The sequence below is a fragment of the Colwellia sp. RE-S-Sl-9 genome (assembly GCF_048296855.1).
Lineage (GTDB): Bacteria > Pseudomonadota > Gammaproteobacteria > Enterobacterales > Alteromonadaceae > Pseudocolwellia.
The window spans coordinates 2,146,994-2,169,229 of the sequence record NZ_CP182631.1 but is presented as its reverse complement, the minus strand read 5'-3'; the positions used below and the strand labels follow the sequence as shown (position 1 = coordinate 2,169,229).

Below are 22,236 nucleotides of genomic sequence, written 5' to 3'. Positions count from 1 at the left end.
TATGACAGATTTAGTAATGAGCCCTGAGCATTGCCTAACTATTTTAAATAAACTTTATTTAATACGAGATCTTGAAGAAGCAATTGCTGATAAATATAGCGAAGGTAAAATGCGTTGCCCAACTCATTTATCTATTGGGCAGGAAGGTGCACCTGCAGCGCTATCACCTTTATTGTCGAATCAAGATTATGCGGTTTCTACCCATAGAGCGCATGCTCATTACCTTGGTAAAGGTGGTAGTGCTAAAGCAATGTTAGCTGAAATTTATGGTAAAGCGACAGGTTGCAGTGGTGGTCGCGGTGGTTCAATGCATTTGATTGACGAAAGTGTTGGTTTTAAAGGTTCAACCGCTATAGTTGGTAATACTATTCCGTTAGGGGTTGGTTTAGCCTTGAGCCAAAAAATGCGTAATGAAAAAAATGTTACCGTTGTTTATTTAGGTGATGGCGCTACAGAAGAAGGCGCGTTTTATGAAGCTGCTAACTTCGCCGTACTACAAAAGCTACCCGTATTATTCGTGTGTGAAAATAATTTATATTCAGTGTATACCAGCTTAGATAAACGCCAACCCAAAAATCGTAAAATTCATCAATTAGCGCAAGCTATCGGTTTAGATAGCTACCATGGTGACGGTAATGATGTGACTGCTAACTATCAACTATTTAAGCAAATAATTGCCAATATAAAAAAGGGGAACGGCCCTTGCTTTGTTGAGCTTGATACTTATCGCTGGCGTGAGCACTGCGGGCCAAATTATGATAATCATATTGGCTATCGTAGTGAAGAAGAGTTTTTATCTTGGCAGGCAAAAGAACCTATTTCACGTTTTGAAAACTGGTTAGTTGAGCAAGACATATTTTCTATTGAAAAAATGACAAGATTAAGAGCTAATATTAAAGAGCAAATATCTCAAGTGTTTGAATTTGCTGAGAAATCACCATTTCCAGATAACAATACATTGGCTCATTACGTTTATAATGAGGGGCATTATGAATAACTTAAAAGTAATCCCTTATACACAAGCCATTAATCAAGCGTTATTTAGTGCGATGGAACAGTCTAATGATGTGTTTTGTTATGGTTTAGGTATCGACGACCCAGGTCGTATTTTTGGCACCACTAAAGATCTTGTTGAAGCCTACCCAGAACGTATTTTTGATATGCCAACGGCTGAAAATGCAATGACGGGTATAGGCATTGGCGCTGCGCTTGCTGGCATGCGGCCCGTAATGGTTCATCAACGTTTAGACTTCTTTTTATTAGCACTTGATCAATTAATTAATAATGCCGCTAAATGGCAATATATGTTTAACGGGCAACGTAGTGTTCCTTTAACTATTCGGTTATTAATTGGCCGAGGCTGGGGGCAAGGTCCAACACATGCACAAAACTTACAAGCATTATTTGCTCATATTCCTGGTTTAAAAGTGTTAATGCCGACTACACCGCAAGATGCAAAAAGCATGTTGTTAGAGAGTGTTTTTGACAATAACCCCGTTATATTTTTAGAGCATCGTTGGTTGCATAATCAACAGGGGGTAGTTGCAGACAATGTAACTGAACACCCTGACTATTTACCTATGCATAAAGCAAGAGTAGTTAAAGAAGGGAGTGATATTACGATTGTTTCAATGTCATATTTAACGATTGAAGCGATTAACGCTGTCGAGGCATTAAAAAAACAGGGTATTTCTGCTGAGCTTATTGATCTACGCTCTATTAAGCCTATTGATTGGGAAACCATTAGTACGTCTGTTGCAAAAACAGGACGCTTATTAGTGTTAGATAGTGGTGCTACTACAGGCTCTGTTGCCAGTGAAATTGTTAGCTATGTATCTGAAAACTATTTTTCTTTATTAAAGTGCGCACCAGTACGTTTAGCTATGCCTGATATTCCTGAGCCAACAAGTTACGCTTTAACTAAAGAATATTATTTTGGTGCCAAAGAAATTGCAGAGAAAGCACATAAAATAGTAAAAAGTGGAACGATAGGTGATCTTTATCAACATCTCATTCGTCAAGGACATCATGATATTCCTGGAGAATATTTTAAAGGGCCATTTTAGTTATGATTGATATTGATCGTTTTAAGCAGCAAGGTTATTTTACTTACTGTTTTGATAACCTTGAGTTTTTACAGGAAATTAAAAGTACTTGTGAGCGTATTGCACGAGATAGCTTTGGTAAAAAATTTACATCGTTAGAAAATTATCATGACATTGAGTTAACAAATGAGCAGCATGATGAGTTTCAGTTTGCTGTATTTACGCAATTGAATAACGATAAAAAACACCGATATTTTGTACAAGATAACCTTGATTTTTTTACAAGTATTTTTGGACAAGATTTAGATGTCCAAACTAATTTATATTTACGTATTGCAAGGCCAGGTGTTTTTACAGACAACATCGGAATTCACCGAGATACGCATTATGGTAATTCCGCTTATGAAGTATCACTTTCATTACCTTTAGTGGATCAGGTTGAAGGTTGTGGTTTAAATGTTATTCCGCAAAGTCACCTTATTCCTGATAGTGAACTTGAGCAATTTAACCGAGAAGATGTTGTTCGTGGTACACCAAAAAATCAAATGGGTTTCTTATATGCGCCTAAAAAAATTGTAGGCTTAGACGAGTCTAAATTAACTTGTATTTCTCTCCCTTTTGGTTCCGGACTGGGTTTTACACTTGGGCTTATTCATGGTCAAAAAGCTAATCAAAGTCATATGACTCGATGGGCAATCGATTTTAGAATAAAAAACAGTTTTCATCCGTTAACTAAAAACTTAAAAGCAGGTTATTACACTCGTTTAACAAGTAGTGTGATTGGCAGCTTAGGTGATGACTATTACGCATTAAATGATGATGAAAAACAGTTGTTAACTAAACCTTGAATTTAAGTAATGCTGAAACTTAAATAAAATCACTAAACTTTATATCTCAACGGCAAATTATGAATAATATTTTAATTATTGGTGGTGATGGTTTTATTGCTTCAGCGTGTCAAACTGCTTTACCTAATGCAGAAGTTAATGTTTATACAACAAGTCGAAAGCAAAAGGGGGGAAATTGGTATTTCGATTTAGCTAATATAGACAGTATGGATTTCTTAATTGAAAATATTAAAATAAAAGATATTAATACAGTGATATTTTGCGCTGGAATGACAAGTAACGCTGCGTGTATTAAACAGCCGCATTTCTCTACCTTGGTTAATGTGAATCATACGGTATTATTACTATCGAAATTAAATGCATTAGGTGTATTTTCTATTTTTCTTTCTAGCTCTCAAGTATTCAATCATCAAACTCCATTTATTGAATGGCAAAGTGATTATTCAGCAACTACGTTATATGGTCAGCAAAAGGTACAAGTAGAAACATTTATTACCGAGAATAAATTAAATACCGCAATCTTACGTTTAACTAAAGTAGTAGGTAAAGGTTACGCTTTATTTGATGGCATTGTTGATAAAGCGAAAACACAGCAAAATATCATTCTTTTTGATGATTATTGTGCAGCTCCTATTTCCTTAAATTATGTCGTTGATACTTTAATCGCTATTTGCGAGGAGAAAAAATCAGGCATTTATCAGTTATCGGGGGCTGAAGATTTATCTTATGCAAAAATGGCCGAATTACTCTTATCTTATTTAGATTTAAAGGCAGAAATAATTAAAATTTCTGCTACTTCAAAAGGTATTACACCAGTACTTTTTGGTTCATTAAATGCTATTAGTTCTTCTGAGTTAAAATTAAATAATCAAAGCTTTACTGAATTATTATCTGCAGTATATGGCAAAGGAAATTAGTATGCGTGTTAATCATTATGAAGTAGCTATTAATAATATTGAGCAAGACCAAGGATTTTTTGTTGGTGCTATGTCAGAAGGTGAATTAAAAATTTTGCGTGCGTTTATCCGAGATCAATATTTAGCACGTTTGTTAATGTTAGCACCTAAAGAAGTTAAGCATTTTTATCACACTGATATGTCAAATTATCATGAACTTTCTGATAAAGTTGAACATCGAAAAATGTGGCCGAAAAATGTACGTATATTAGGGCCCAATGCTTTTGAAACAATATTAGCATTACCTTTTTTTCAAACCTTGAAAGAGCGTCTCGATATTCAAGCTGTAGCTACTGAAGAAGGTTGCGGTTGGCAGGAAATGTATTGGCGAATTGTTCGCCCTGGAAATTCAGATATTGGTGATTATCATGCCGATAAATGGTTTTGGGATTTAGGTCACGGGACTATGCCTGAAGGTATGAGGCGCTTAAAGATTTGGATAGCCATTCATGTGGTAAAAAATAAAAGCGGTTTGTGTGTTATTCCGGGTTCCCATCTTAAAAACGATTGGAAATATCATGGAGAAGTCGATCACACCGGTATTGCTAAACCAAAATTTGATGAAGATGTATCGCAATTAAGCATCTATGATGTACCTACACAATCTGGTGATTTCATTGTTTTTCATGATGGATTAATTCATCGTGGTATGGAAAATAAATCAGATAAAACAAGAGTCAGTTTAGAAGCAACTTTATTAGTGCCTGATCTTAACCTCAACAATACTTAAAAATGCGATAAAAATGAAAATAACTGCCGCTATATTAGAACAAATTAACCAGCCCCTAACTCTTTGTGAAAACATTACCATACCAACTTTACGAAAAGGACAGGTATTGATAAAACTTGATTATTCAGGCGTATGTCATAGCCAGCTTATGGAAGTACAAGGCAGGCGAGGCGAAGATAAATTTCTCCCTCATATGTTAGGGCATGAAGGTGTTGGTAGGGTTGTCGCTGTAGGCGAAAAAGTTCAGAAAATTAGTGTCGGTGATGACGTTATATTAGGCTGGATAAAGTCAGAAGGTATCGATGCTGGTGGTTGTAAATATTTGCATAATGAACGAGAGATTAATGCAGGTGCTGTAACTACATTTTCAAACTATGCCGTAGTATCTGAAAACCGTTTGGTTAAGCTACCTAAAGGTATAAACAAAAAAACAGCGGTTCTTTTGGGTTGTGCATTACCTACAGGCGCTGGCATTGTATTAAATCAGCTAAAACCAAAAATTGGAAAGTCTGTTGGTGTATATGGTTTAGGTGGAATTGGCTTAAGTGCATTATTAGCTTTAAAGCATTTTGAACCGAGTCACGTTATTGCTTTTGATATTGAAGAAAGTAAGTTAATACTAGCCAAAGAGCTAGGAGCCACTCATTGCTATGAAGTAGGTGAGCAAGGACGTGCACAGTTTTTAATTGACTTCCCTGAAGGTATTGACTATATCGTGGAAGCGGCAGGAAAAACATCAACAATTGAAGCTGCGTTTTCATTAGTTAAAAAAGGAGGAGGAAAATGCATTTTTGCTTCTCATCCGCCATCAGGTGAAACCATTCAACTTGATCCTTTTGATCTTATTTGTGGAAAGCAAATTGAAGGTAGTTGGGGGGGCGCCTCTAAACCAGATAAAGATATTCCGTTTATTGTAGATATTATTAATAAATATACTTTACCTGTAGAGAAGTTATTATCGAATGAATATTCGTTAATGGATATTAACCAAGCTTTAACTGATCTTGAACAAAGAAAGATTACACGCGCATTAATACATTTTGAAAATTTAATATAGGGAAGAGTCTATTTAATGACTGTTTTATTTAAAGATATTGAGTCTATTCGAAAATCACTTGGTAAAATAGTCTTAGTCACCGGCGATTTTAACATTCTTCATCCCGGCCATATCCGCTTGCTTCGCTTTGCTAAAGAATGCGGTAATACTCTGGTTGTTGGAGTAAATGCAGATGAATTATTAACTCAAACCGATTATAACGATGCTACTCACCGTTCAGATATTGTCGCGTCGTTAGCCTTTGTTGATTATTGTTTTATTAATTACGATTCAGCCACAACACTTATTGAAAAATTGAAGCCTCATGTTGTTGTAAAAGGTAAAGAGTACGAAGACAAACTTAACCCTGAGCAAAAGGCGATAGAAACCTTTGGTGGTAAGCTAATATTTAGCTCAGGTTATACTCATGTAAAATCGTCTTCTGTTTTTAATCGTCAAACCGAACAACCCGTATTAAACGTCAGTAAACTAAGCAATTATATGAGCCGCCATCATATTAACAAGGCTGATATTGAGCGGGTTATGGCAAATTTTTCGAAGCTTAATATATTAGTCATTGGCGATACCATTATTGATGAATATATGCAGTGTAACGCTGTAGGTATGTCGCAAGAAGATCCTACTATTGTTGTAACGCCCGACGAGAAAAAGCTCTTTTTAGGAGGTGCAGGTATTACCTCTGCACATGCTAAAGGCTTAGGCGCGAAAAATGTATCGTTTTATACTGTCCTTGGTGAAGATAAAGCGGCCATTTATGGTTACGAGAAAATGCGCGAGTATCAGCTTAAAGCTCGAACTTTTGTTGATGATACAAGGCCAACCACAAAAAAACGCCGTTACCGTGTGGGTAATAAAACCTTACTCAGAGTGAATGACTTTCGTGAGCATGATATTGGTATAGATATTCAAGAAGCGATAATGACACAACTCGCAGAAGAAATTTCTCAAACAGATTTAGTTATTTTTTCAGATTTTAACTACGGAATTTTACCTCAACCATTAGTTGATGGCATTATTGCTTTATGTAACAAGCATAATGTTATGGTATCTGCAGATAGCCAAACCTCATCACAGGTGGGGGATATTGCGCGTTTTAAAAACGTCGATTTAATCACGCCTACTGAACGTGAAATACGTGTTGCCCTTAACAATACGCGAGACGGTTTAGTTGTTCTTGCTGATAAACTGCATCAAAAAATGCAATGCCCTAATATTATCGTTACCCTTGCTGATGAAGGGGCACTATTACACAGAACCGAAAAGGGTGCAGTACATCATTGGAACAACGATAAAATACCAGCATTAGCGAGTAACCCTATAGATCCTGCTGGCGCTGGCGATTGTATGTTAGCGGCTACTGCGATGGCTTTGGTGAGTGGTGGCGATTTATGGACGTCGGCTTTAATTGGTTCTGTTGCCGCGGCATGCCAAGTATCTCGCGTGGGTAATACACCGCTTGAGTTTAAAGAATTGATGCAAGCGTTAGAGCAATTAACATGAGTAACGCAACTAAAGTATCACCTATTAAAAAAGCTATTTTACTTTCCGCAGGTTTTGGTACACGTTTAAAGCCTATTACTAACAATATACCTAAATGTTTGGTTTCTATTAATCAAACACCTTTGTTGCAAATATGGTTAGAGCAATTATCTAAAGCGGGCTTTTCTGAATTTTTAATTAATACACACTACTTACCCGAGAAAGTTAACCAATTTATTGAAAATTCTCCTTTTAAAGATCAAATAACCACATTTCATGAAGAAGAACTGCTCGGTACATTAGGTACTTTAAAGGCTACAAAAGCATTTTGGTGTGATAGCGATGTATTAATTGCCCATGCAGACAACCTCTGTATTTGCGATTGGACAAGTTTTATCGCAAGTTTTAAGCAACGCAAAGAAAACTGTTTGGGAACCTTAATGTTATTTAAAACAGACTCCCCTCAAAGTTGTGGCATAGTTGAACTTGATGACGCTAATTGTGTTGTTGCTTTTCATGAAAAAGTTAAAAAGCCGCCATCTAATTTAGCTAATGCCGCCGTGTATTTATTTGATAAGCGTGTTAACGGTATGTTAAGTACACTTGCAAATGATGAGTCAGATATTAGTTACCATTTAATGCCATACCTTATTAACCAAGTTAATGGTTGGGAAAATAAAGGATATATGCGTGATATTGGTACGCCTGAAAGCCTAGCAATAGCAAATAATGACGCTCCAATCTAGCTTAAGTGATTGAATTTTAAACGATGTCAAATAAATGGCTAATAAGCGTCAATTTTTTATTGATTATTCACTTAAGCAAGTTATGATTAAAGCATAGAAAAACAAATATTCATCATCAGGGAATTATGCAAGGACAGAAACATATTCTAGTTGTCGATAATGATCCGGCAAGACGAAGTCAAATAGAAACTGTATTAGCATTTGTGGGAGAGCATTTTTATGTTTTTCCTGAAGATGAAATAGTTCAACACTTGGTTGATGTACCTAATATTCTCACCGTAATATTATGTGGTGAAATATCAGAACATTTACAGGCCATTATTAAATCTCATCCTGCTTGCCCATTTATTTACCATGATCTTATCGATAAAGCGCTCATTGCTGGCTACAACAACGTTATTGGTGAATTAACGCTCCCATTAAATTATGGGCAGCTAACCGAAATGATCCATCATAGTCATCATTACCACAATAATTTACCTAATAAACGTAGTGGTAATTGCCCTAATGTACTTTTTCGTTCATTGGTGGGCGCTAGTGAGCCAATGCAACAAGTACGATTTTTAATTGAGCAAGTAGCAAGTACTGAGGCAAATGTATTAATTTTAGGTGAATCAGGTACAGGTAAAGAGGTTGTTGCACGTAATATACATAACTTGTCTGATCGTACTAAAGGGCCTTTTGTACCCGTTAACTGTGGCGCTATTCCACCAGACTTGTTAGAAAGTGAGTTATTTGGACATGAAAAAGGTGCTTTTACTGGCGCTATTTCTACCCGTAAAGGGCGCTTTGAAATGGCAGAAGGCGGAACACTATTTTTAGATGAAATTGGTGATATGCCACAGCCTATGCAAGTTAAATTGTTACGTGTTCTGCAAGAGCGTACCTTTGAACGAGTAGGGGGGAGTAAAAGTATTAAAGCTGATGTACGTATTATTGCAGCAACCCATCAGCATTTAGAAGAAATGATAAAAACCAACGAATTTCGTGAAGACTTATATTACCGATTAAATGTATTTCCCATTGAAACCCCTGCGTTACGAGAACGTAAAGAGGATATTCCCTTATTAATGAAAGAATTAATCTCTCGTTTTACTGCTGAACAAGGTCATAGTGTTCGTTTTACCGAAAAGGCGATAGAGTCTTTAAAAGAACATAAATGGGCAGGTAATGTACGTGAGCTATCTAACTTAATTGAACGTATGATCATAATGTACAACGAGCAAGTTGTTAATGTTGGTCAGCTTCCTATTAAGTATCGACATATTGAAGTTGACGAATACCAACAAGACTACCCAGAAGAATTACAAGAGCGCGATGCCATTAATGACCTGTTTTCAGGCTTTGATTATGGCGATGATGACGGTGATGAAGAAGAGATTCAAACACCTGAACCTGACTTTACAGAAACTCTAGTATTACCATCTGAAGGTTTTAACCTTAAAGATTATTTAGCTGATCTTGAAGTTTCCTTGGTGACTCAAGCTTTAGAACTAAACGATTGGGTCGTTGCTAGAGCTGCTGAAACTTTAGGTATGCGTAGAACAACACTTGTTGAGAAAATGCGTAAATACAGTTTACAAAAAAGCTAACTTTACAATTTATCAGAAGAAAAAGGATATTGTATTGATATCCTTTTTTATTGTCTTTTAGCTACGCCCATCTTATTAATGTCTTAATAAAAAGCTATTAATCTTTGCTTTTAGCCAAAAAATTGACCCATTTAGAATATCCGTTTTTAATGTTATTACGTTTTAATTTATTGAAAATTAATGATTTTTTGTTTGGCATGGTAAATGCTTTGTTGTATGTGTTATCAATAATTGAGTGATGAATTATGACATATGCAGCTTCAACCGTTTCCAATATCAATAATACATTTGATCAAACCGCTTTTTCTTACAATGCGGTAGGCCCTTCTGCAAATGTAACTCTGCATTCTAATTTAAATGAAATAAATTCATTAAAAGAAAAAATTCAACAATTGAACCAAGTTATTGATGTTATGCCAACAGGAATGATCATTCTTGATGGCAATGGTGTTGTTGTAAAAATTAATGATGTCGCTCGTCAATTACTTGATGAACCTATTTTAGGTCAACCATGGTTTGATGTGATCAAACGCTCTTTTAAACCAAGAGCAGACGATTGGCATGAAGTGTCTTTAAAGGACGGTCGAAGAGTTAAATTAGAAATTACTGCGCTAGGCGATCAGCCGGGGCAACTCATTATGATCACCGATTTAACCGAAACTCGTTTACTGCAAGACAAATTAGGCCAATTACAACGTCTTTCTTCTTTAGGGAGAATGGTATCAACATTAGCACATCAAATTAGAACACCGCTTTCAGCTGCTATGTTGTATGGTGCAAATTTACAAAATAAAAAGTTAACTAACGAATCACGAGAAAACTTTCAAGATAAGCTAATGACAAGGTTAAGTGATTTAGAACAACAAGTTAACGACATGCTGCTTTTCGCTAAAAGTGGTAAACAACAGGTTGTAGAACCTTTATCTATTAATGAACTTTTATCTAGTTCGGTTCAATCAATTGATGCCATTATTAAAAAAGAAAATGCCGAAATAACATTTTCGCTATGTGAAGACGACTGCCAAATACTAGGTAATAAAAGTGCTCTTACAGGCGCTATTCAAAACTTAGTACTCAATAGCATTCAAGTTATTAAAGAAGGCGCTAAAGTTGAGTTGTCTTCTTACTGTAAAGACGGCTATGCGCTTATCAGTGTACGAGATAACGGTAAAGGTATAGATAAAGAATTAGCAGATAAAATATTTGAACCCTTTTACACATCACGCTCTCAAGGCACGGGTTTAGGTTTAGCTGTTGTTAAATCTGTAGTTAATGCGCACCAAGGCGACGTTAAACTATTGAGTCAAGCGGGAGAGGGAGCACATTTTTGTATTCACATCCCTTTACTCGAAACAACATTTAATCCGTCAGCTAATAACGATTCAACGCCAACGAGTGCAGCCTCGAACGAATATTCATCAGTAGCGAACTTTCATGCCTCACCTATGGAGAATGCTAATGAAAACAAGTAAAATTTTAGTTGTTGAAGACGACGCAGGTTTAAGAGAAGCTTTAGTTGATACATTACTACTCGCGGGATTTCAGTGTATAGAAGCTGAATCTGGTGAAGCAGCATTATTATTACTAAAAAATCATAAAGTTGATTTAGTGGTAAGTGATGTACAAATGGGAGGGATGTCTGGTTTATCTCTTCTTAAAAGTATCAAAAATAATCTTCCTCAAATGCCTGTATTAATTATGACAGCCTATGGCACTATTGATGATGCTGTACAAGCAATGAAAGATGGTGCTAGTAATTATATGGCAAAGCCTTTTTCACCCGAAGTGCTATTGAATATGGTGAATCAATACGTACCTCTTGAAATAACTAATATGTTTGAACCTGTGGTCGCTGATCCTAAAAGTATTGAATTACTATCTCTTGCGAAAAAAGTTGCGGCAACCGAAGCGTCAGTTATGGTGCTAGGACCTAGTGGTTCAGGCAAAGAAGTACTTGCTCAGTATGTTCATTACAATTCAGATCGTGCAGAAGCGCCTTTTGTGGCTATAAATTGCGCCGCTATTCCTGAAAATATGTTAGAAGCTACCTTATTTGGTTACGAAAAAGGCGCATTTACGGGAGCTATTCAAGCATCTCCGGGGAAATTTGAACAAGCTCAGGGTGGTACAATACTACTAGACGAAATTACCGAAATGGATTTAGGCTTACAAGCTAAAATTTTACGTGTTTTACAAGAGCGAGAAGTTGAGCGATTAGGTGGCCGTAAAACCATTAAATTAGATGTAAGAGTGATTGCAACCAGTAACCGAGATCTACAACAAGCCGTAGCTGAAGGTGTATTTAGAGAAGATTTATATTATCGATTAAATGTATTTCCTCTTACTTGGAAAGCTCTTGCGCAAAGACGAGATGATATTTTACCTCTAGCAAAACATTTAGTTGAACGTATTGTGCAAAAAAATTCAGACATGATCCCAGAATTTACCACAGCAGCTCGTAGTAAATTAATTGCCTATGATTGGCCAGGTAATGTAAGAGAGCTCGATAATGTTATTCAAAGAGCACTTATTTTATATAGTAATAATGTGATTGATGCGAGCGACTTACTTATTGAACAATTTGAAACAACAACGCTCCCAAGTACAAATGAAACTCAAACGCTTTCTGAAGACAAACTCGGTAACGAGTTAAAAATTCAAGAACATCAAATTATTTTAGATACCTTAAACGCATGCCAAGGTAGCCGTAAAAATGTAGCTGAACGTTTGGGTATAAGCCCGAGAACTTTACGCTATAAAATAGCCAGAATGCGAGATTCAGGTATTCAAATACCTGCTTAAGTTTCTTAAAGCCCAGTCTAACAATGCTGGGCTTTTTGTTATATATAAGCATAATCTATATTCCTTCTAATTAAGTCACTTTCAAGCTTTTGATTTTAAAGTTTTTATTTTAATCTCTTATACGTTCGCTTACCTTGGCATCATGATTGCTTTATCCATAATAACAATATAAACATCAAGAAATTGACACAAGCGAGATTGCTATGGATATCAAATCAAATTCCTTATTTGCACAAATGCAAAGCATGTCTTTAGAGGCAATGAACCATAATACGCAAGCCGTTTCATCTGATAATGCAATACCGTCAGTAAATAAGTCAGGTAGCGATTTTGGAAGTTTATTAAAAGACGCCGTTAATACTGTTAACGATCTTCAACAAACCGCAGGGGCCCAGCGTCAAGCTTTTGAATTAGGTGACTCTAGCGTAACGCTTGCGCAAACCATGATTTCTGCATCTAAAGCAAGTGTGGCATTTGATGCAACGGTTCAAGTACGTAATAAATTTGTAGAAGCTTATAAAGAAATTATGAATATGCCTGTTTAGGTATGACTTTTTGTTTGTAACTTTCCAAAATTCTCGGAGAAATTAAGTGTCTGATACAGTTGATAATACAGGTATGGTCGTAACTGACGACGGTTCAGATAGCATATCTGAAGAACAAAAGTCAGGTTTCTCATCTGCTCTTGGCAATGTAGATGTGCTAAGACAATTAACCCTAATTATGGCATTAGCTATTTGTTTAGTTATCGCTATATTTGTGATCATGTGGGCGAACCAAGCTGAATATCGAGTGATCACTAAGCTTCCTACCGAACAACTTATTAAAACAATGGATTTTCTTGATGCGAATAAAGTCGATTACCTTCAAGAAAACAACACTATTTCAGTACCTACAGACGAATATCAAAATGTTAAAATGTTACTTGCTCGTGAAGGTTTAACCTACGAGAAAAAAGAAGGTAACGAAATTATTATGCAAGACATGGGCTTTGGTGTAAGCCAACGTCTTGAAAGTGAACGACTTAAACATTCTCGTGAACAACAACTAGCTCGAACCATTGAAGAGCTACAAACTATTGCAAGAGCTAAAGTTTTATTAGCTATTCCAAAAGATAATATTTTCGCAAAACGCGTAAAGTCTCCTTCCGCAACTGTGGTACTTACCTTACAAAAAGGCCGCCAATTATCGGAAGAAAAAGTTGATGCTGTAGTCGATATTGTCGCTTCAGCTGTTCAAGGCATGCAACCCAACAAAGTAACTGTTACTGATCAAAATGGTCGTTTATTAAATTCAGGTTCACAAAGTTCGCTTTCATCTCGTTCACGTAAAGAATTTGAAATAGAACAAAAACGTGAATCAGAATATATGGAAAAAATAGATTCAATCCTTATTCCTGTTGTGGGTTTAGGTAATTACACAGCGCAAGTTGATGTAACGATGGACTTTACCAATACCGAAGAAACTCAACGCCGTTATAATTCTGATTTACCTGCTTTACGTAGTGAAATGAAAGTTGAAGATAAAACTATAGGTGGCATGTTAGGCGGTATACCGGGTGCACTATCAAACCAGCCACCATTAGATTCAGATATTCCTGAAAATGCGACAGGCGGCGAGCAAAAAAGAGCAATGCCAAGCCGTAATCATTTAGAATCAACGAAAAACTATGAATTAGATGAAGCTATCAGCCATACTAAACAACAAACGGGTGTTATTCGTCGTGTGAGTGTTTCGGTAGCGTTAGATTATTTAACCTCAACCGCGCCTGCTACACCAGCACCTGAAGGTGCCGATGGCGAAGAAGCTGCTACTACGGCTCCTGTTGTGTCTTATGTACCAAGAGCTGAAGCTGAAATAGCAAATATTCGTCGCTTATTACAAGGTAGTGTGGGTTTTGACTTACAGCGAGGCGACGTATTAGAAGTTATTTCGTTACCGTTTTCTCGCGAAGCTGCAATTGTTGAAAAAGAAGTGCCTATTTATCTTCAACCTTGGTTTATGAAAACCTTGAAATTGGTTCTTGGCGCATTGGTTATTATCGTATTAATAATGGCTGTAGTTCGTCCAATGTTGAAACGTTTAATTTATCCAGACCAAACACCAGACGATTACGGTGACAAATCACTTGATAGTCATATTGATTTAGGTGATGAAACTATGGATATGTTAACCACGGAATTTGATGCTGGCGCTGTAGGTTTTGCGCCAGACGGAAGCTTGCAGCTACCAGATTTACATCGTGATGAAGACATATTAAAAGCTGTTCGGGCTCTTGTAGCAAATGAACCTGAATTATCCTCTCAAGTAGTTAAAAGTTGGTTAAGCGAAGATGAGTGATGAAAATCAAGGGCTAGCACCTATGGCTAGCGCCCCTGCGGGGTTTGATGTTGACAAATTAGACGGCACAGAAAAAGCAGCTATTTTGCTACTGAGCTTGTCTGAAGAAGATGCTGCGCAAATTTTAAAACACTTAGAGCCCAAGCAAGTTCAGCAAGTAGGTACTAGCATGGCTGCCATGCAAGACTTTACACAACAAAAAATTACCGCAGTACATAAGCTGTTTATTAACGAAATTCAAAACTTTAGTACCATAGGTTTCCAAAGTGAAGAGTTTGTACGTAAAGCATTAACAGCGGCATTGGGTGAAGACAAAGCGGGCAATTTAATTGACCAAATTGTTATGGGCGGCGGCGCTAAAGGTTTAGATTCATTAAAATGGATGGACTCTAAACAAGTAGCCAACATTATTCGTAATGAGCATCCACAAATTCAAACCATCGTATTATCTTATTTAGAGCCGGATCAATCGGCTGAAATATTAAGTCAATTTGCTGACAAAGTTCGTTTAGATTTAACCATGCGTATTGCTAATTTAGAAGAAGTGCAACCAGCTGCATTACAAGAATTAAACGAAATTATGGAAAAACAGTTTGCCGGACAAGCAGGGGCACAATCGGCGAAAATGGGTGGCTTAAAAGCTGCGGCCGATATTATGAACTATTTAGATACCAATATCGAAGGCGCGTTAATGGACGCAATTCGCGAACACGACGAAGAAATGAGTCAACAAATTCAAGATCTTATGTTTGTATTTGAAAACCTTGCAGATGTTGATGATAGAGGTATTCAAGCGATCCTACGTGATGTTCAGCAAGATGCATTAATGAAAGCCATTAAAGGCGCCGACGATGCTCTTAAAGAAAAAATTATGGCTAACATGTCTAAACGTGCTGCTGAAATGATGGCGGATGATCTAGAAGCCATGGGACCTGTGCGCATTACAGAAGTAGAAGCCGCACAAAAAGAAATTCTTGCTGTAGCGAGAAAACTGTCTGATGCAGGCGAAATCATGCTGGGTGGTGCAGGCGGTGGAGATGAGTTCTTATAATGAGCCAAAAAATTGTAAAAGGTTCTTCTGAAGTAGAGTCTGATCTTTGGTCTATTCCTAATGTTGAACAAGCACAACAAGTTGACGATGGCAAAACCAATGCTTTAGGTAAAAAGAGTAGTTGGAAATATGAACCACCTGAAGAAACTGAGATTGAAGAGCCGACACCATTAACCGCAGAAGATATTGAAGAAATACGTCAAGCGGCGCACGAAGAGGGCTTTAATCAAGGTAAAGAAGAAGGTTTTGCTAAAGGTTATGATGAAGGGAAAAGTTCAGGCCATGAAGAAGGGCTAAAGACAGGTCATGAAGAAGGTGTTGCAACAGGACTTAGCGAAGGTAAAGAAACCATTGATAACCTAGCGCAAGAATGGCAAACCCTAGTTCAACAACTGCATACACCATTAGCTGATGTTGAAAAAAATGTAGAAGAACAGCTATTACATTTAGTCGTACAACTTACCCAAGCCATTACGCTACAAGAAGCAAAAATTAATCCAGACATTATTACCGCAGCAATAGGCGAAGGGATAAAAATGCTTCCTAGCCAAGAAGCCCAAACACAAATATTAGTTCATCCTGAAGATATAAAAATAGTCGAAGAGCAATTTGGCGCAGACTATATTATTGAACAAGGTTGGAAATTACTTGCGGCACCTCAGCTAGAAAGAGGAAGCTGCCAAATAGAAAACAGCACATCTAATATCGACTTAAGTATTAAGTCCCGCATGAAAGACGTATTGGAATCATTTTTGCAGGATGCATTACATCAGTAAGTAAAAGGTCATAACGTCAAAAAACTATTATGCTTGACTATAACCGCATCACCGAAAGACTTAAAAATTGCGAAACCATGATCCATCCTCACAAAACATCAGTGGCGGGTCGATTAGTGCGTGTTGTGGGTTTAACCTTAGAAGCCGTAGGTGTTAAAGCCCCCGTAGGTAGCCAATGTTTAGTTGAAACATCACAAGGCGATTTAATTGCTGAAGTGGTTGGTTTCGAGCAAGAAAAAACCTATCTCATGCCAGAAGAAAGCCTACAAGGTGTTTTACCTGGCGCACGTGTTGTCCCTTTAGCGACAAAAGCTAAACTACCTTTTTCAATGGAGTTACTTGGCCGTGTTATTGACGGTGTGGGTAAACCTATTGATGGTAAAGGGCCTATTAAAAATCTCGATACCTATCAATACAGTGGTAAACCTATTAATCCCTTATCTCGACGAGCGATAACTGAACCCTTAGATGTTGGTGTTCGATCAATCAATAGCTTTTTAACCGTTGGTACGGGCCAACGTATGGGGCTTTTTGCTGGCTCAGGCGTAGGTAAAAGTGTTCTCTTGGGTATGATGACCAAAGGTACAACAGCTGACGTTATTGTAGTAGGACTTATTGGTGAACGTGGTCGAGAAGTCAAAGAATTTATTGAAGAAATACTGGGGGAAGAAGGGCGGAAACGAGCTGTAGTTGTCGCGGCCCCTGCCGATAACTCGCCATTAATGCGACTAAAAGGTTGTGAAACGGCCGTACAAATTAGTGAGTATTTTCGTGATCAAGGATTGAATGTTTTATTACTTATCGACTCTATTACTCGTTACGCCCAAGCTCAACGTGAAATTGCGCTGGCTGTAGGTGAACCACCGGCAACTAAAGGTTATCCACCTTCAGTATTTTCTAAATTACCACAATTGGTTGAACGAGCAGGTAATGGTGGCGAAGGACAAGGTTCAATTACAGCCTTCTTTACCGTATTAACAGAAGGTGACGATTTACAAGATCCTATTGCTGATGCAGCTCGAGCAATACTCGATGGGCATATTGTACTCTCACGCGATTTAGCTGATTCAGGGCATTACCCTGCGGTAGATATTGAAGCCTCAATTAGTCGTGTAATGCCTATGGTAACAGGCCCAGAACATCAACAACTTGCCCAGCAATTAAAACAAGTTTATTCCTTGTATCAACAAAACAAAGATCTTATTTCTATTGGTGCTTACAGTAAAGGTAGTGATCCGCGTATTGATCAATCTATTACCTTACTGCCGGTTATTAATTTCTTTTTACAGCAAAAAATATCAGAAGTTATTCCATACGAACAAAGCTTAAGTCAGCTACAAGAGATTATATCTGCGGCACAAGCCCATGCTCAGCAAGGCCAATAAACTCATGCGTAATGATGACCTTATTGTGCTATCTCTATTTTTTAAAGGAGGTTTTCTATGCCGATGAAGCAACTAAACACTTTATATAAATACGAGCAAACAAATGAAAATACGGCAGCTAAAAATTTAAGAGAAGCTGAATTTGAATACCAACAAAATTTACAACGTTTAGATAGCGTAAGTGAATATCGACTGGAGTACATGAAACGACTGAACCAGCGTTCGCTTGAGGGAATTGATAGTCATACATTTAGTCACTTCCATGCTTTTATTAAAAAACTAGATAATGCGTCAGAACAAGTTCAAATAGCGTTAAACCAAGCCCAAGCTATGGTGAAAAAGCGTAAACAAGAATGGTTAGCACAAAGACAAAAGGTACAGGCGGTTGAGTTATTAAGAGACAAAAAATTAAAAGTATTAGCTTCAATTGAAAACAAAAGAGAACAAAAAATGTTTGATGAAATAGCCACTCAGCAATTTGTTCGACGAAAAAGGTAATGATTTATATCAGTATGGAACATGTTTTGCTTTAATTTTAAAGTAGCTCCTTTTATACCTATTAAATAAAAGGTAATGGAAGCAAATTTTTTGCAGGAATATTTATGTCTAATATGACTTTGTTAACACTAGAATCGACTCAACCTACTGATAAAAAAGCGTTAAGTGGTAGCTTTGACGATTCAAGTAAAGAAAGTTCTTTACTGTTTTCTGATGTAATGGAAAAACATAAAGGGCAAGCTCAAAGCGGCAACAGTGTTACAACAAACGGCAAAAATGAGGAGCATTCATGTGCCAATGAAAAATCTCATGGAGAAAATGAGATTAACAACTACGCAAGTGAAGATAAAAGTGAAGAAATACAAAGCAAGAATAGTACTGATACTGAATTAACCGCTAAAACAAAAAATGAAGAACAAGATAAAAACCTTTCAGAAACTGAAGTTGTTGATCCCGAAAGTACTCAATCATCAAAAGAGCAAGCCACTACTCAACCAGATCAATTATTATCTTTTTTAAATGCTTCTGAAAAAGTATTGAATACTCAAAACAATACAGTAAGTGCAAGTAGTGAAATGGCTACGGATGAGGCAGTGTCGAATATTTCTAATATTAATAAAGAGAGAAATTCTGCTAATGCACCTAATAAAAATGTAGGGGATTCACCTGAAGCGAAAGAAGATGCAAACACACTCAAAACAGATAAAACACTGATAGCACAATCTGTATCTAGCCAAGTAGAAACAGAAGATTCAGATATTCTACAAAAAGTAAAAGCACTACTTAAGTCTAAAGAAACAGAAAGCACTAACACATCATTTAAAAATACCTTTGAAACATCTGTTAAAAATAGTGCAGAAGCTGATGTTAAAGGCATCGAAGGTGAAGTAGATAGTAATGATAGTGCAGAAAACATAGATAAAAAGGTATCACCTGAAATGTTAGTTCAATCAGGTGTTGCCAAAACACTGGTTGAAGAAAACAGTATTAGTATAGAAAAAGAAGGACCCGCAATACTAGACGCAAAGGTAAACGGGAAATCTGAAAATGTATCAGATAGTAAAAATGGGACCGTAAATAACGCCGCTCATCCAAAGCCTGAACTGGTAGATAATGTCATTGAAAAAAATCTTAATGTAGTTACTGCTGCTGAAAAAGCGGGCACTAACCCCGATCAAGTTATTGCACAATCAAAATTTCAAACACTACCCAAAGATACCAATAAAATCGATAATAACGAGAAGGAAAGTAAAAATATTCAAGCCTCAAGTGAATTATCAGAAGAATTTATTGATACAGCATCTGGTGATGATTCTATTATTAGCACAAAAAATAATGCGATTAAAAATATCATAGGTGAAAAAAGTCAAGTTGAGCAAAATAAAAGTACTGCTCAATCGTCTGCTGCAACTATAGAGTCTGAACTACAAACGGAAACTGAAAGTACAGAAGAGAGTGTTGTTGATGAAATAATGAATAATGAATCAAAGCCTCTGAATAGCAACGCTAAATTAAATTCAGGTATTAATCCTTTATTTGATACCCTATCTCAAAGAGATGTTAATCATATTTCTCAAGGAGAAGAGCGATTTATTGAACATGAGCTTTCGTTTGAAAATACGATGCAAAATATATCTGCAGATTTAGCTCAAACGCAAAAAACGGCAATTATTCAACAAGCTGAAACTATATCTATTATGCGTAAAGATTTTACCGATGCAGTAAAAGATAAAGTGATGGTGATGATTAATCAAAAAATACAGCAAGTTGATATTCAATTAGACCCTCCAGAATTAGGCCGTATGCAAGTACGTATTAATTTACAAAGCGAACAAGCTGTAGTGAATTTTGTAGTACAAAATCAACAAGCTAAAGAAGCTCTTGAACAAAACATGGATAAATTAAGACATATGATGGCAGATAGTGGTGTTGATGTTGGTGGCGCAAATGTTAAACAACAATCGAACCAATCGTCTATGCAAGAGCAAAATAGTCAAGGTTCAAATGGCCAATTTGAGCAACAAGAAGAAGGCTCTTTAGAGCAGTCTATAAGCGCACAACAATCAAAAGTGATTAAAGCTTCATCAACAGGCATTGATTACTACGCTTAAATGAATAAAACACATTGGCTAGGCTGCCATTCAAGGCTATAGTTAAGCCATTGTTGTATATAAGCTTAAGGAATTGAAATGGCTGATGGTAAAGAAGAAGAGTTAGAACTAGATAATTCAGGTGGTGGCAAAAAGAAAATGATCATCATTATTGCTGCCGTTGTTATTTTAGCAGCAGTTGGTGCTGGGGCTTTTTTCTTTATGGGAGGAAGTGACGAACCTACAGCCGCAGAGGTAGAAGCAGCACTCGATAGTGGAGAAAGTAAAGGTGCAACTTCTGAAGAAGGCCCTGCAACAGCAGAAATGGGAACAGCAATCTATGTTCCTATGCCTAGGCCGTTTAGATTTAATGTACCTGGTGCGGCACGCGATCGATTTGTTGAAATACGCGCTCAGCTTTTAGTTCGAGGTGGTGACGATGAAGAAACCGCTAAAAAACACATACCATTAATTGAAAGTACATTATTGGCAGTTTTCTCTCAGTCAAATGCGGACGATTTAGCTACGAGTGCAGGTAAAGTGTCATTAAAACAAAAAACCTTGTCTGAAATTCAAAAAGTATTAATGGATATAGAAGATAAGAAAATTGTAGAAGAAGTGTTATTTACGGGTTTTGTAATGCAGTAATCTTACATCTCGTTATAATGCGCCAGATAAAATATAAATAACAATAAATATGATAACTAATAAAGAGACTATTGAGTGAGTGATTTATTATCGCAAGATGAAATTGATGCGCTATTACATGGTGTTGATGACGTTGAAGAAGAAGAATTAGTAGAAGACAGTGCCGACGTTGATGGCATGTCTGACTACGATTTTTCATCACAAGATAGAATTGTTCGTGGGCGTATGCCTACACTTGAAATGGTGAATGAACGTTTTGCTCGGCATATGCGTATTAGTTTGTTTAATATGATGCGTCGAACGGCTGAAGTTTCAATTAACGGTATTCAAATGATCAAGTTTGGTGAATATGTTCACACCTTATTTGTACCTACAAGTTTGAATATGGTTCGATTTCGTCCGTTAAAAGGTACAGCGCTAATCACCATGGAAGCTCGGTTAGTTTTCATTTTAGTAGACAACTTTTTTGGTGGCGACGGTCGTTACCATGCAAAAATTGAAGGGCGAGAGTTTACCCCTACTGAGCGTCGTATTATTCAAATGCTACTTAAATTAATCTTCGAAGATTATAAAGAAGCTTGGTCGCCGGTAATGGATGTTTCGTTTGAATATTTAGATTCAGAAGTTAACCCTTCAATGGCAAATATTGTTAGCCCTACCGAAGTCGTTGTTATTAGTTCATTTCATATTGAGCTTGATGGTGGTGGAGGTGATTTTCACGTAGCGTTGCCTTATTCAATGCTTGAGCCTATTCGAGAATTATTAGATGCAGGTGTTCAAAGTGATAAAGAAGACACTGATATGCGTTGGTCTAAAGCATTACGTGATGAAATCATGGATGTTCCAATTGGTATATCAACAAAATTCATAGAAGTAGAATTACCTTTATCACAAATAATGGAACTCGAAGCTGGTGATATTATTCCTATCGATATGCCAGAGCATGTCACCGTATTAGTTGAAAGTTTACCAAGTTTTAGAGCTAAATTAGGTCGTAGTCGCGACCACTTAGCTTTAAAAATAGAAGAAAAAATTAAACGTCCAGAATCAGTTAAAAATGAACTTACTATTTTAACTAAAGGCGGTAAACGCTTAGACAGTGATGCCGAACTTCATCTTTTGGAAGATGATTTAGAATATTAGCTATACACATAAATGAATACCAATGTGTTGTAGATAAATAGAATTAAATA

Annotated in this window: 20 protein-coding genes; all 20 read left to right on the top strand. The window is 36.8% G+C overall.

Annotated features, from left to right (window positions below; translation table 11 throughout):
• Window position 1 precedes the first annotated feature (1 nt).
• The 20 genes from ACM9HF_RS09315 (at window position 2) to fliM (ending at window position 22,186) form a co-directional block, all read left to right on the top strand.
• Window positions 2-997, top strand: coding sequence for a thiamine pyrophosphate-dependent dehydrogenase E1 component subunit alpha (locus tag ACM9HF_RS09315; protein ID WP_473617808.1), 996 nt, complete (start codon window positions 2-4; stop codon window positions 995-997).
• On the top strand, window positions 990-2,066 hold the full coding sequence (locus tag ACM9HF_RS09310) for an alpha-ketoacid dehydrogenase subunit beta (RefSeq protein WP_473617805.1): 1,077 nt from the start codon (window positions 990-992) through the stop codon (window positions 2,064-2,066). Before ACM9HF_RS09315 ends, ACM9HF_RS09310 begins: the two co-directional genes overlap by 8 nt.
• 2 nt (window positions 2,067-2,068) lie before the next feature.
• Window positions 2,069-2,893 carry a phytanoyl-CoA dioxygenase family protein gene (locus tag ACM9HF_RS09305; protein WP_473617801.1) on the top strand — a complete coding sequence of 275 codons (825 nt, stop codon included), beginning with the start codon at window positions 2,069-2,071 and terminating at the stop codon, window positions 2,891-2,893.
• Between the two features lie 59 nt (window positions 2,894-2,952).
• A complete protein-coding gene (locus ACM9HF_RS09300; RefSeq protein ID WP_473617797.1) occupies window positions 2,953-3,810 on the top strand; it encodes a sugar nucleotide-binding protein in 858 nt (285 codons plus the stop codon).
• A 1-nt stretch (window position 3,811) separates the two neighbouring features.
• Entirely contained in the window at window positions 3,812-4,579 is a 768-nt protein-coding gene (locus ACM9HF_RS09295; RefSeq protein ID WP_473617793.1) for a phytanoyl-CoA dioxygenase family protein, read from the top strand.
• Between the two features lie 13 nt (window positions 4,580-4,592).
• Window positions 4,593-5,636 carry an alcohol dehydrogenase catalytic domain-containing protein gene (locus ACM9HF_RS09290; RefSeq protein WP_473617789.1) on the top strand — a complete coding sequence of 348 codons (1,044 nt, stop codon included), beginning with the start codon at window positions 4,593-4,595 and terminating at the stop codon, window positions 5,634-5,636.
• 15 nt (window positions 5,637-5,651) lie between these two features.
• The gene (locus ACM9HF_RS09285) at window positions 5,652-7,136 is read left to right on the top strand and encodes a PfkB family carbohydrate kinase (protein ID WP_473617785.1); all 1,485 of its coding nucleotides are present in this window, start codon (window positions 5,652-5,654) and stop codon (window positions 7,134-7,136) included.
• Complete coding sequence (locus ACM9HF_RS09280) at window positions 7,133-7,861, top strand: nucleotidyltransferase family protein (RefSeq protein WP_473617782.1); 729 nt, start codon at window positions 7,133-7,135, stop codon at window positions 7,859-7,861. Before ACM9HF_RS09285 ends, ACM9HF_RS09280 begins: the two co-directional genes overlap by 4 nt.
• 125 nt (window positions 7,862-7,986) lie before the next feature.
• Complete coding sequence (locus ACM9HF_RS09275) at window positions 7,987-9,453, top strand: sigma-54 dependent transcriptional regulator (protein WP_473617779.1); 1,467 nt, start codon at window positions 7,987-7,989, stop codon at window positions 9,451-9,453.
• Window positions 9,454-9,698: 245 nt separating this feature from the next.
• Window positions 9,699-10,925, top strand: a complete 1,227-nt coding sequence (locus ACM9HF_RS09270; protein ID WP_473617776.1) for a sensor histidine kinase — start codon at window positions 9,699-9,701, stop codon at window positions 10,923-10,925.
• Window positions 10,912-12,255, top strand: coding sequence for a sigma-54-dependent transcriptional regulator (locus ACM9HF_RS09265; RefSeq protein WP_473617772.1), 1,344 nt, complete (start codon window positions 10,912-10,914; stop codon window positions 12,253-12,255). The genes ACM9HF_RS09270 and ACM9HF_RS09265 overlap by 14 nt, the downstream gene beginning before the upstream one ends.
• A gap of 203 nt (window positions 12,256-12,458) precedes the next feature.
• Entirely contained in the window at window positions 12,459-12,800 is a 342-nt protein-coding gene (fliE, locus tag ACM9HF_RS09260) for a flagellar hook-basal body complex protein FliE (protein ID WP_473617769.1), read from the top strand.
• Between the two features lie 73 nt (window positions 12,801-12,873).
• Window positions 12,874-14,595, top strand: coding sequence for a flagellar basal-body MS-ring/collar protein FliF (gene fliF / locus ACM9HF_RS09255; protein ID WP_473618279.1), 1,722 nt, complete (start codon window positions 12,874-12,876; stop codon window positions 14,593-14,595).
• Entirely contained in the window at window positions 14,588-15,646 is a 1,059-nt protein-coding gene (gene fliG / locus ACM9HF_RS09250) for a flagellar motor switch protein FliG (RefSeq protein WP_473617766.1), read from the top strand. The genes fliF and fliG overlap by 8 nt, the downstream gene beginning before the upstream one ends.
• Window positions 15,646-16,422: a flagellar assembly protein FliH gene (gene fliH, locus ACM9HF_RS09245; RefSeq protein WP_473617762.1), complete on the top strand. Its 777-nt coding sequence runs from the start codon at window positions 15,646-15,648 to the stop codon at window positions 16,420-16,422. The genes fliG and fliH overlap by 1 nt, the downstream gene beginning before the upstream one ends.
• A gap of 29 nt (window positions 16,423-16,451) precedes the next feature.
• Window positions 16,452-17,807, top strand: a complete 1,356-nt coding sequence (fliI, locus tag ACM9HF_RS09240; RefSeq protein WP_473617759.1) for a flagellar protein export ATPase FliI — start codon at window positions 16,452-16,454, stop codon at window positions 17,805-17,807.
• A gap of 57 nt (window positions 17,808-17,864) precedes the next feature.
• Window positions 17,865-18,305: a flagellar export protein FliJ gene (gene fliJ / locus ACM9HF_RS09235; RefSeq protein WP_473617756.1), complete on the top strand. Its 441-nt coding sequence runs from the start codon at window positions 17,865-17,867 to the stop codon at window positions 18,303-18,305.
• Between the two features lie 104 nt (window positions 18,306-18,409).
• The gene (locus tag ACM9HF_RS09230; protein WP_473617752.1) at window positions 18,410-20,416 is read left to right on the top strand and encodes a flagellar hook-length control protein FliK; all 2,007 of its coding nucleotides are present in this window, start codon (window positions 18,410-18,412) and stop codon (window positions 20,414-20,416) included.
• Between the two features lie 78 nt (window positions 20,417-20,494).
• Window positions 20,495-21,043 carry a flagellar basal body-associated protein FliL gene (gene fliL / locus ACM9HF_RS09225; protein ID WP_473617748.1) on the top strand — a complete coding sequence of 183 codons (549 nt, stop codon included), beginning with the start codon at window positions 20,495-20,497 and terminating at the stop codon, window positions 21,041-21,043.
• A gap of 75 nt (window positions 21,044-21,118) precedes the next feature.
• On the top strand, window positions 21,119-22,186 hold the full coding sequence (fliM, locus tag ACM9HF_RS09220) for a flagellar motor switch protein FliM (RefSeq protein WP_473617745.1): 1,068 nt from the start codon (window positions 21,119-21,121) through the stop codon (window positions 22,184-22,186).
• The last annotated feature ends 50 nt before the right edge of the window (window positions 22,187-22,236 follow it).

What these genes read in the sequence shown, in the direction of transcription:
- fliE (WP_473617769.1), top strand. Translation starts at nt 12,459, where the DNA reads ATGGATATCAAATCAAATTCCTTATTTGCACAAATGCAAAGCATGTCT.
- ACM9HF_RS09230 (WP_473617752.1), top strand. Translation starts at nt 18,410, where the DNA reads ATGTCTAATATGACTTTGTTAACACTAGAATCGACTCAACCTACTGAT.
- fliL (WP_473617748.1), top strand. Translation starts at nt 20,495, where the DNA reads ATGGCTGATGGTAAAGAAGAAGAGTTAGAACTAGATAATTCAGGTGGT.
- fliF (WP_473618279.1), top strand. Translation starts at nt 12,874, where the DNA reads ATGGTCGTAACTGACGACGGTTCAGATAGCATATCTGAAGAACAAAAG.
- ACM9HF_RS09265 (WP_473617772.1), top strand. Translation starts at nt 10,912, where the DNA reads ATGAAAACAAGTAAAATTTTAGTTGTTGAAGACGACGCAGGTTTAAGA.
- fliG (WP_473617766.1), top strand. Translation starts at nt 14,588, where the DNA reads ATGAGTGATGAAAATCAAGGGCTAGCACCTATGGCTAGCGCCCCTGCG.
- ACM9HF_RS09300 (WP_473617797.1), top strand. Translation starts at nt 2,953, where the DNA reads ATGAATAATATTTTAATTATTGGTGGTGATGGTTTTATTGCTTCAGCG.
- fliI (WP_473617759.1), top strand. Translation starts at nt 16,452, where the DNA reads ATGCTTGACTATAACCGCATCACCGAAAGACTTAAAAATTGCGAAACC.
- ACM9HF_RS09310 (WP_473617805.1), top strand. Translation starts at nt 990, where the DNA reads ATGAATAACTTAAAAGTAATCCCTTATACACAAGCCATTAATCAAGCG.
- ACM9HF_RS09295 (WP_473617793.1), top strand. Translation starts at nt 3,812, where the DNA reads ATGCGTGTTAATCATTATGAAGTAGCTATTAATAATATTGAGCAAGAC.
- ACM9HF_RS09275 (WP_473617779.1), top strand. Translation starts at nt 7,987, where the DNA reads ATGCAAGGACAGAAACATATTCTAGTTGTCGATAATGATCCGGCAAGA.
- ACM9HF_RS09290 (WP_473617789.1), top strand. Translation starts at nt 4,593, where the DNA reads ATGAAAATAACTGCCGCTATATTAGAACAAATTAACCAGCCCCTAACT.
- ACM9HF_RS09285 (WP_473617785.1), top strand. Translation starts at nt 5,652, where the DNA reads ATGACTGTTTTATTTAAAGATATTGAGTCTATTCGAAAATCACTTGGT.
- ACM9HF_RS09315 (WP_473617808.1), top strand. Translation starts at nt 2, where the DNA reads ATGACAGATTTAGTAATGAGCCCTGAGCATTGCCTAACTATTTTAAAT.
- ACM9HF_RS09305 (WP_473617801.1), top strand. Translation starts at nt 2,069, where the DNA reads ATGATTGATATTGATCGTTTTAAGCAGCAAGGTTATTTTACTTACTGT.
- fliJ (WP_473617756.1), top strand. Translation starts at nt 17,865, where the DNA reads ATGCCGATGAAGCAACTAAACACTTTATATAAATACGAGCAAACAAAT.
- ACM9HF_RS09270 (WP_473617776.1), top strand. Translation starts at nt 9,699, where the DNA reads ATGACATATGCAGCTTCAACCGTTTCCAATATCAATAATACATTTGAT.
- ACM9HF_RS09280 (WP_473617782.1), top strand. Translation starts at nt 7,133, where the DNA reads ATGAGTAACGCAACTAAAGTATCACCTATTAAAAAAGCTATTTTACTT.
- fliH (WP_473617762.1), top strand. Translation starts at nt 15,646, where the DNA reads ATGAGCCAAAAAATTGTAAAAGGTTCTTCTGAAGTAGAGTCTGATCTT.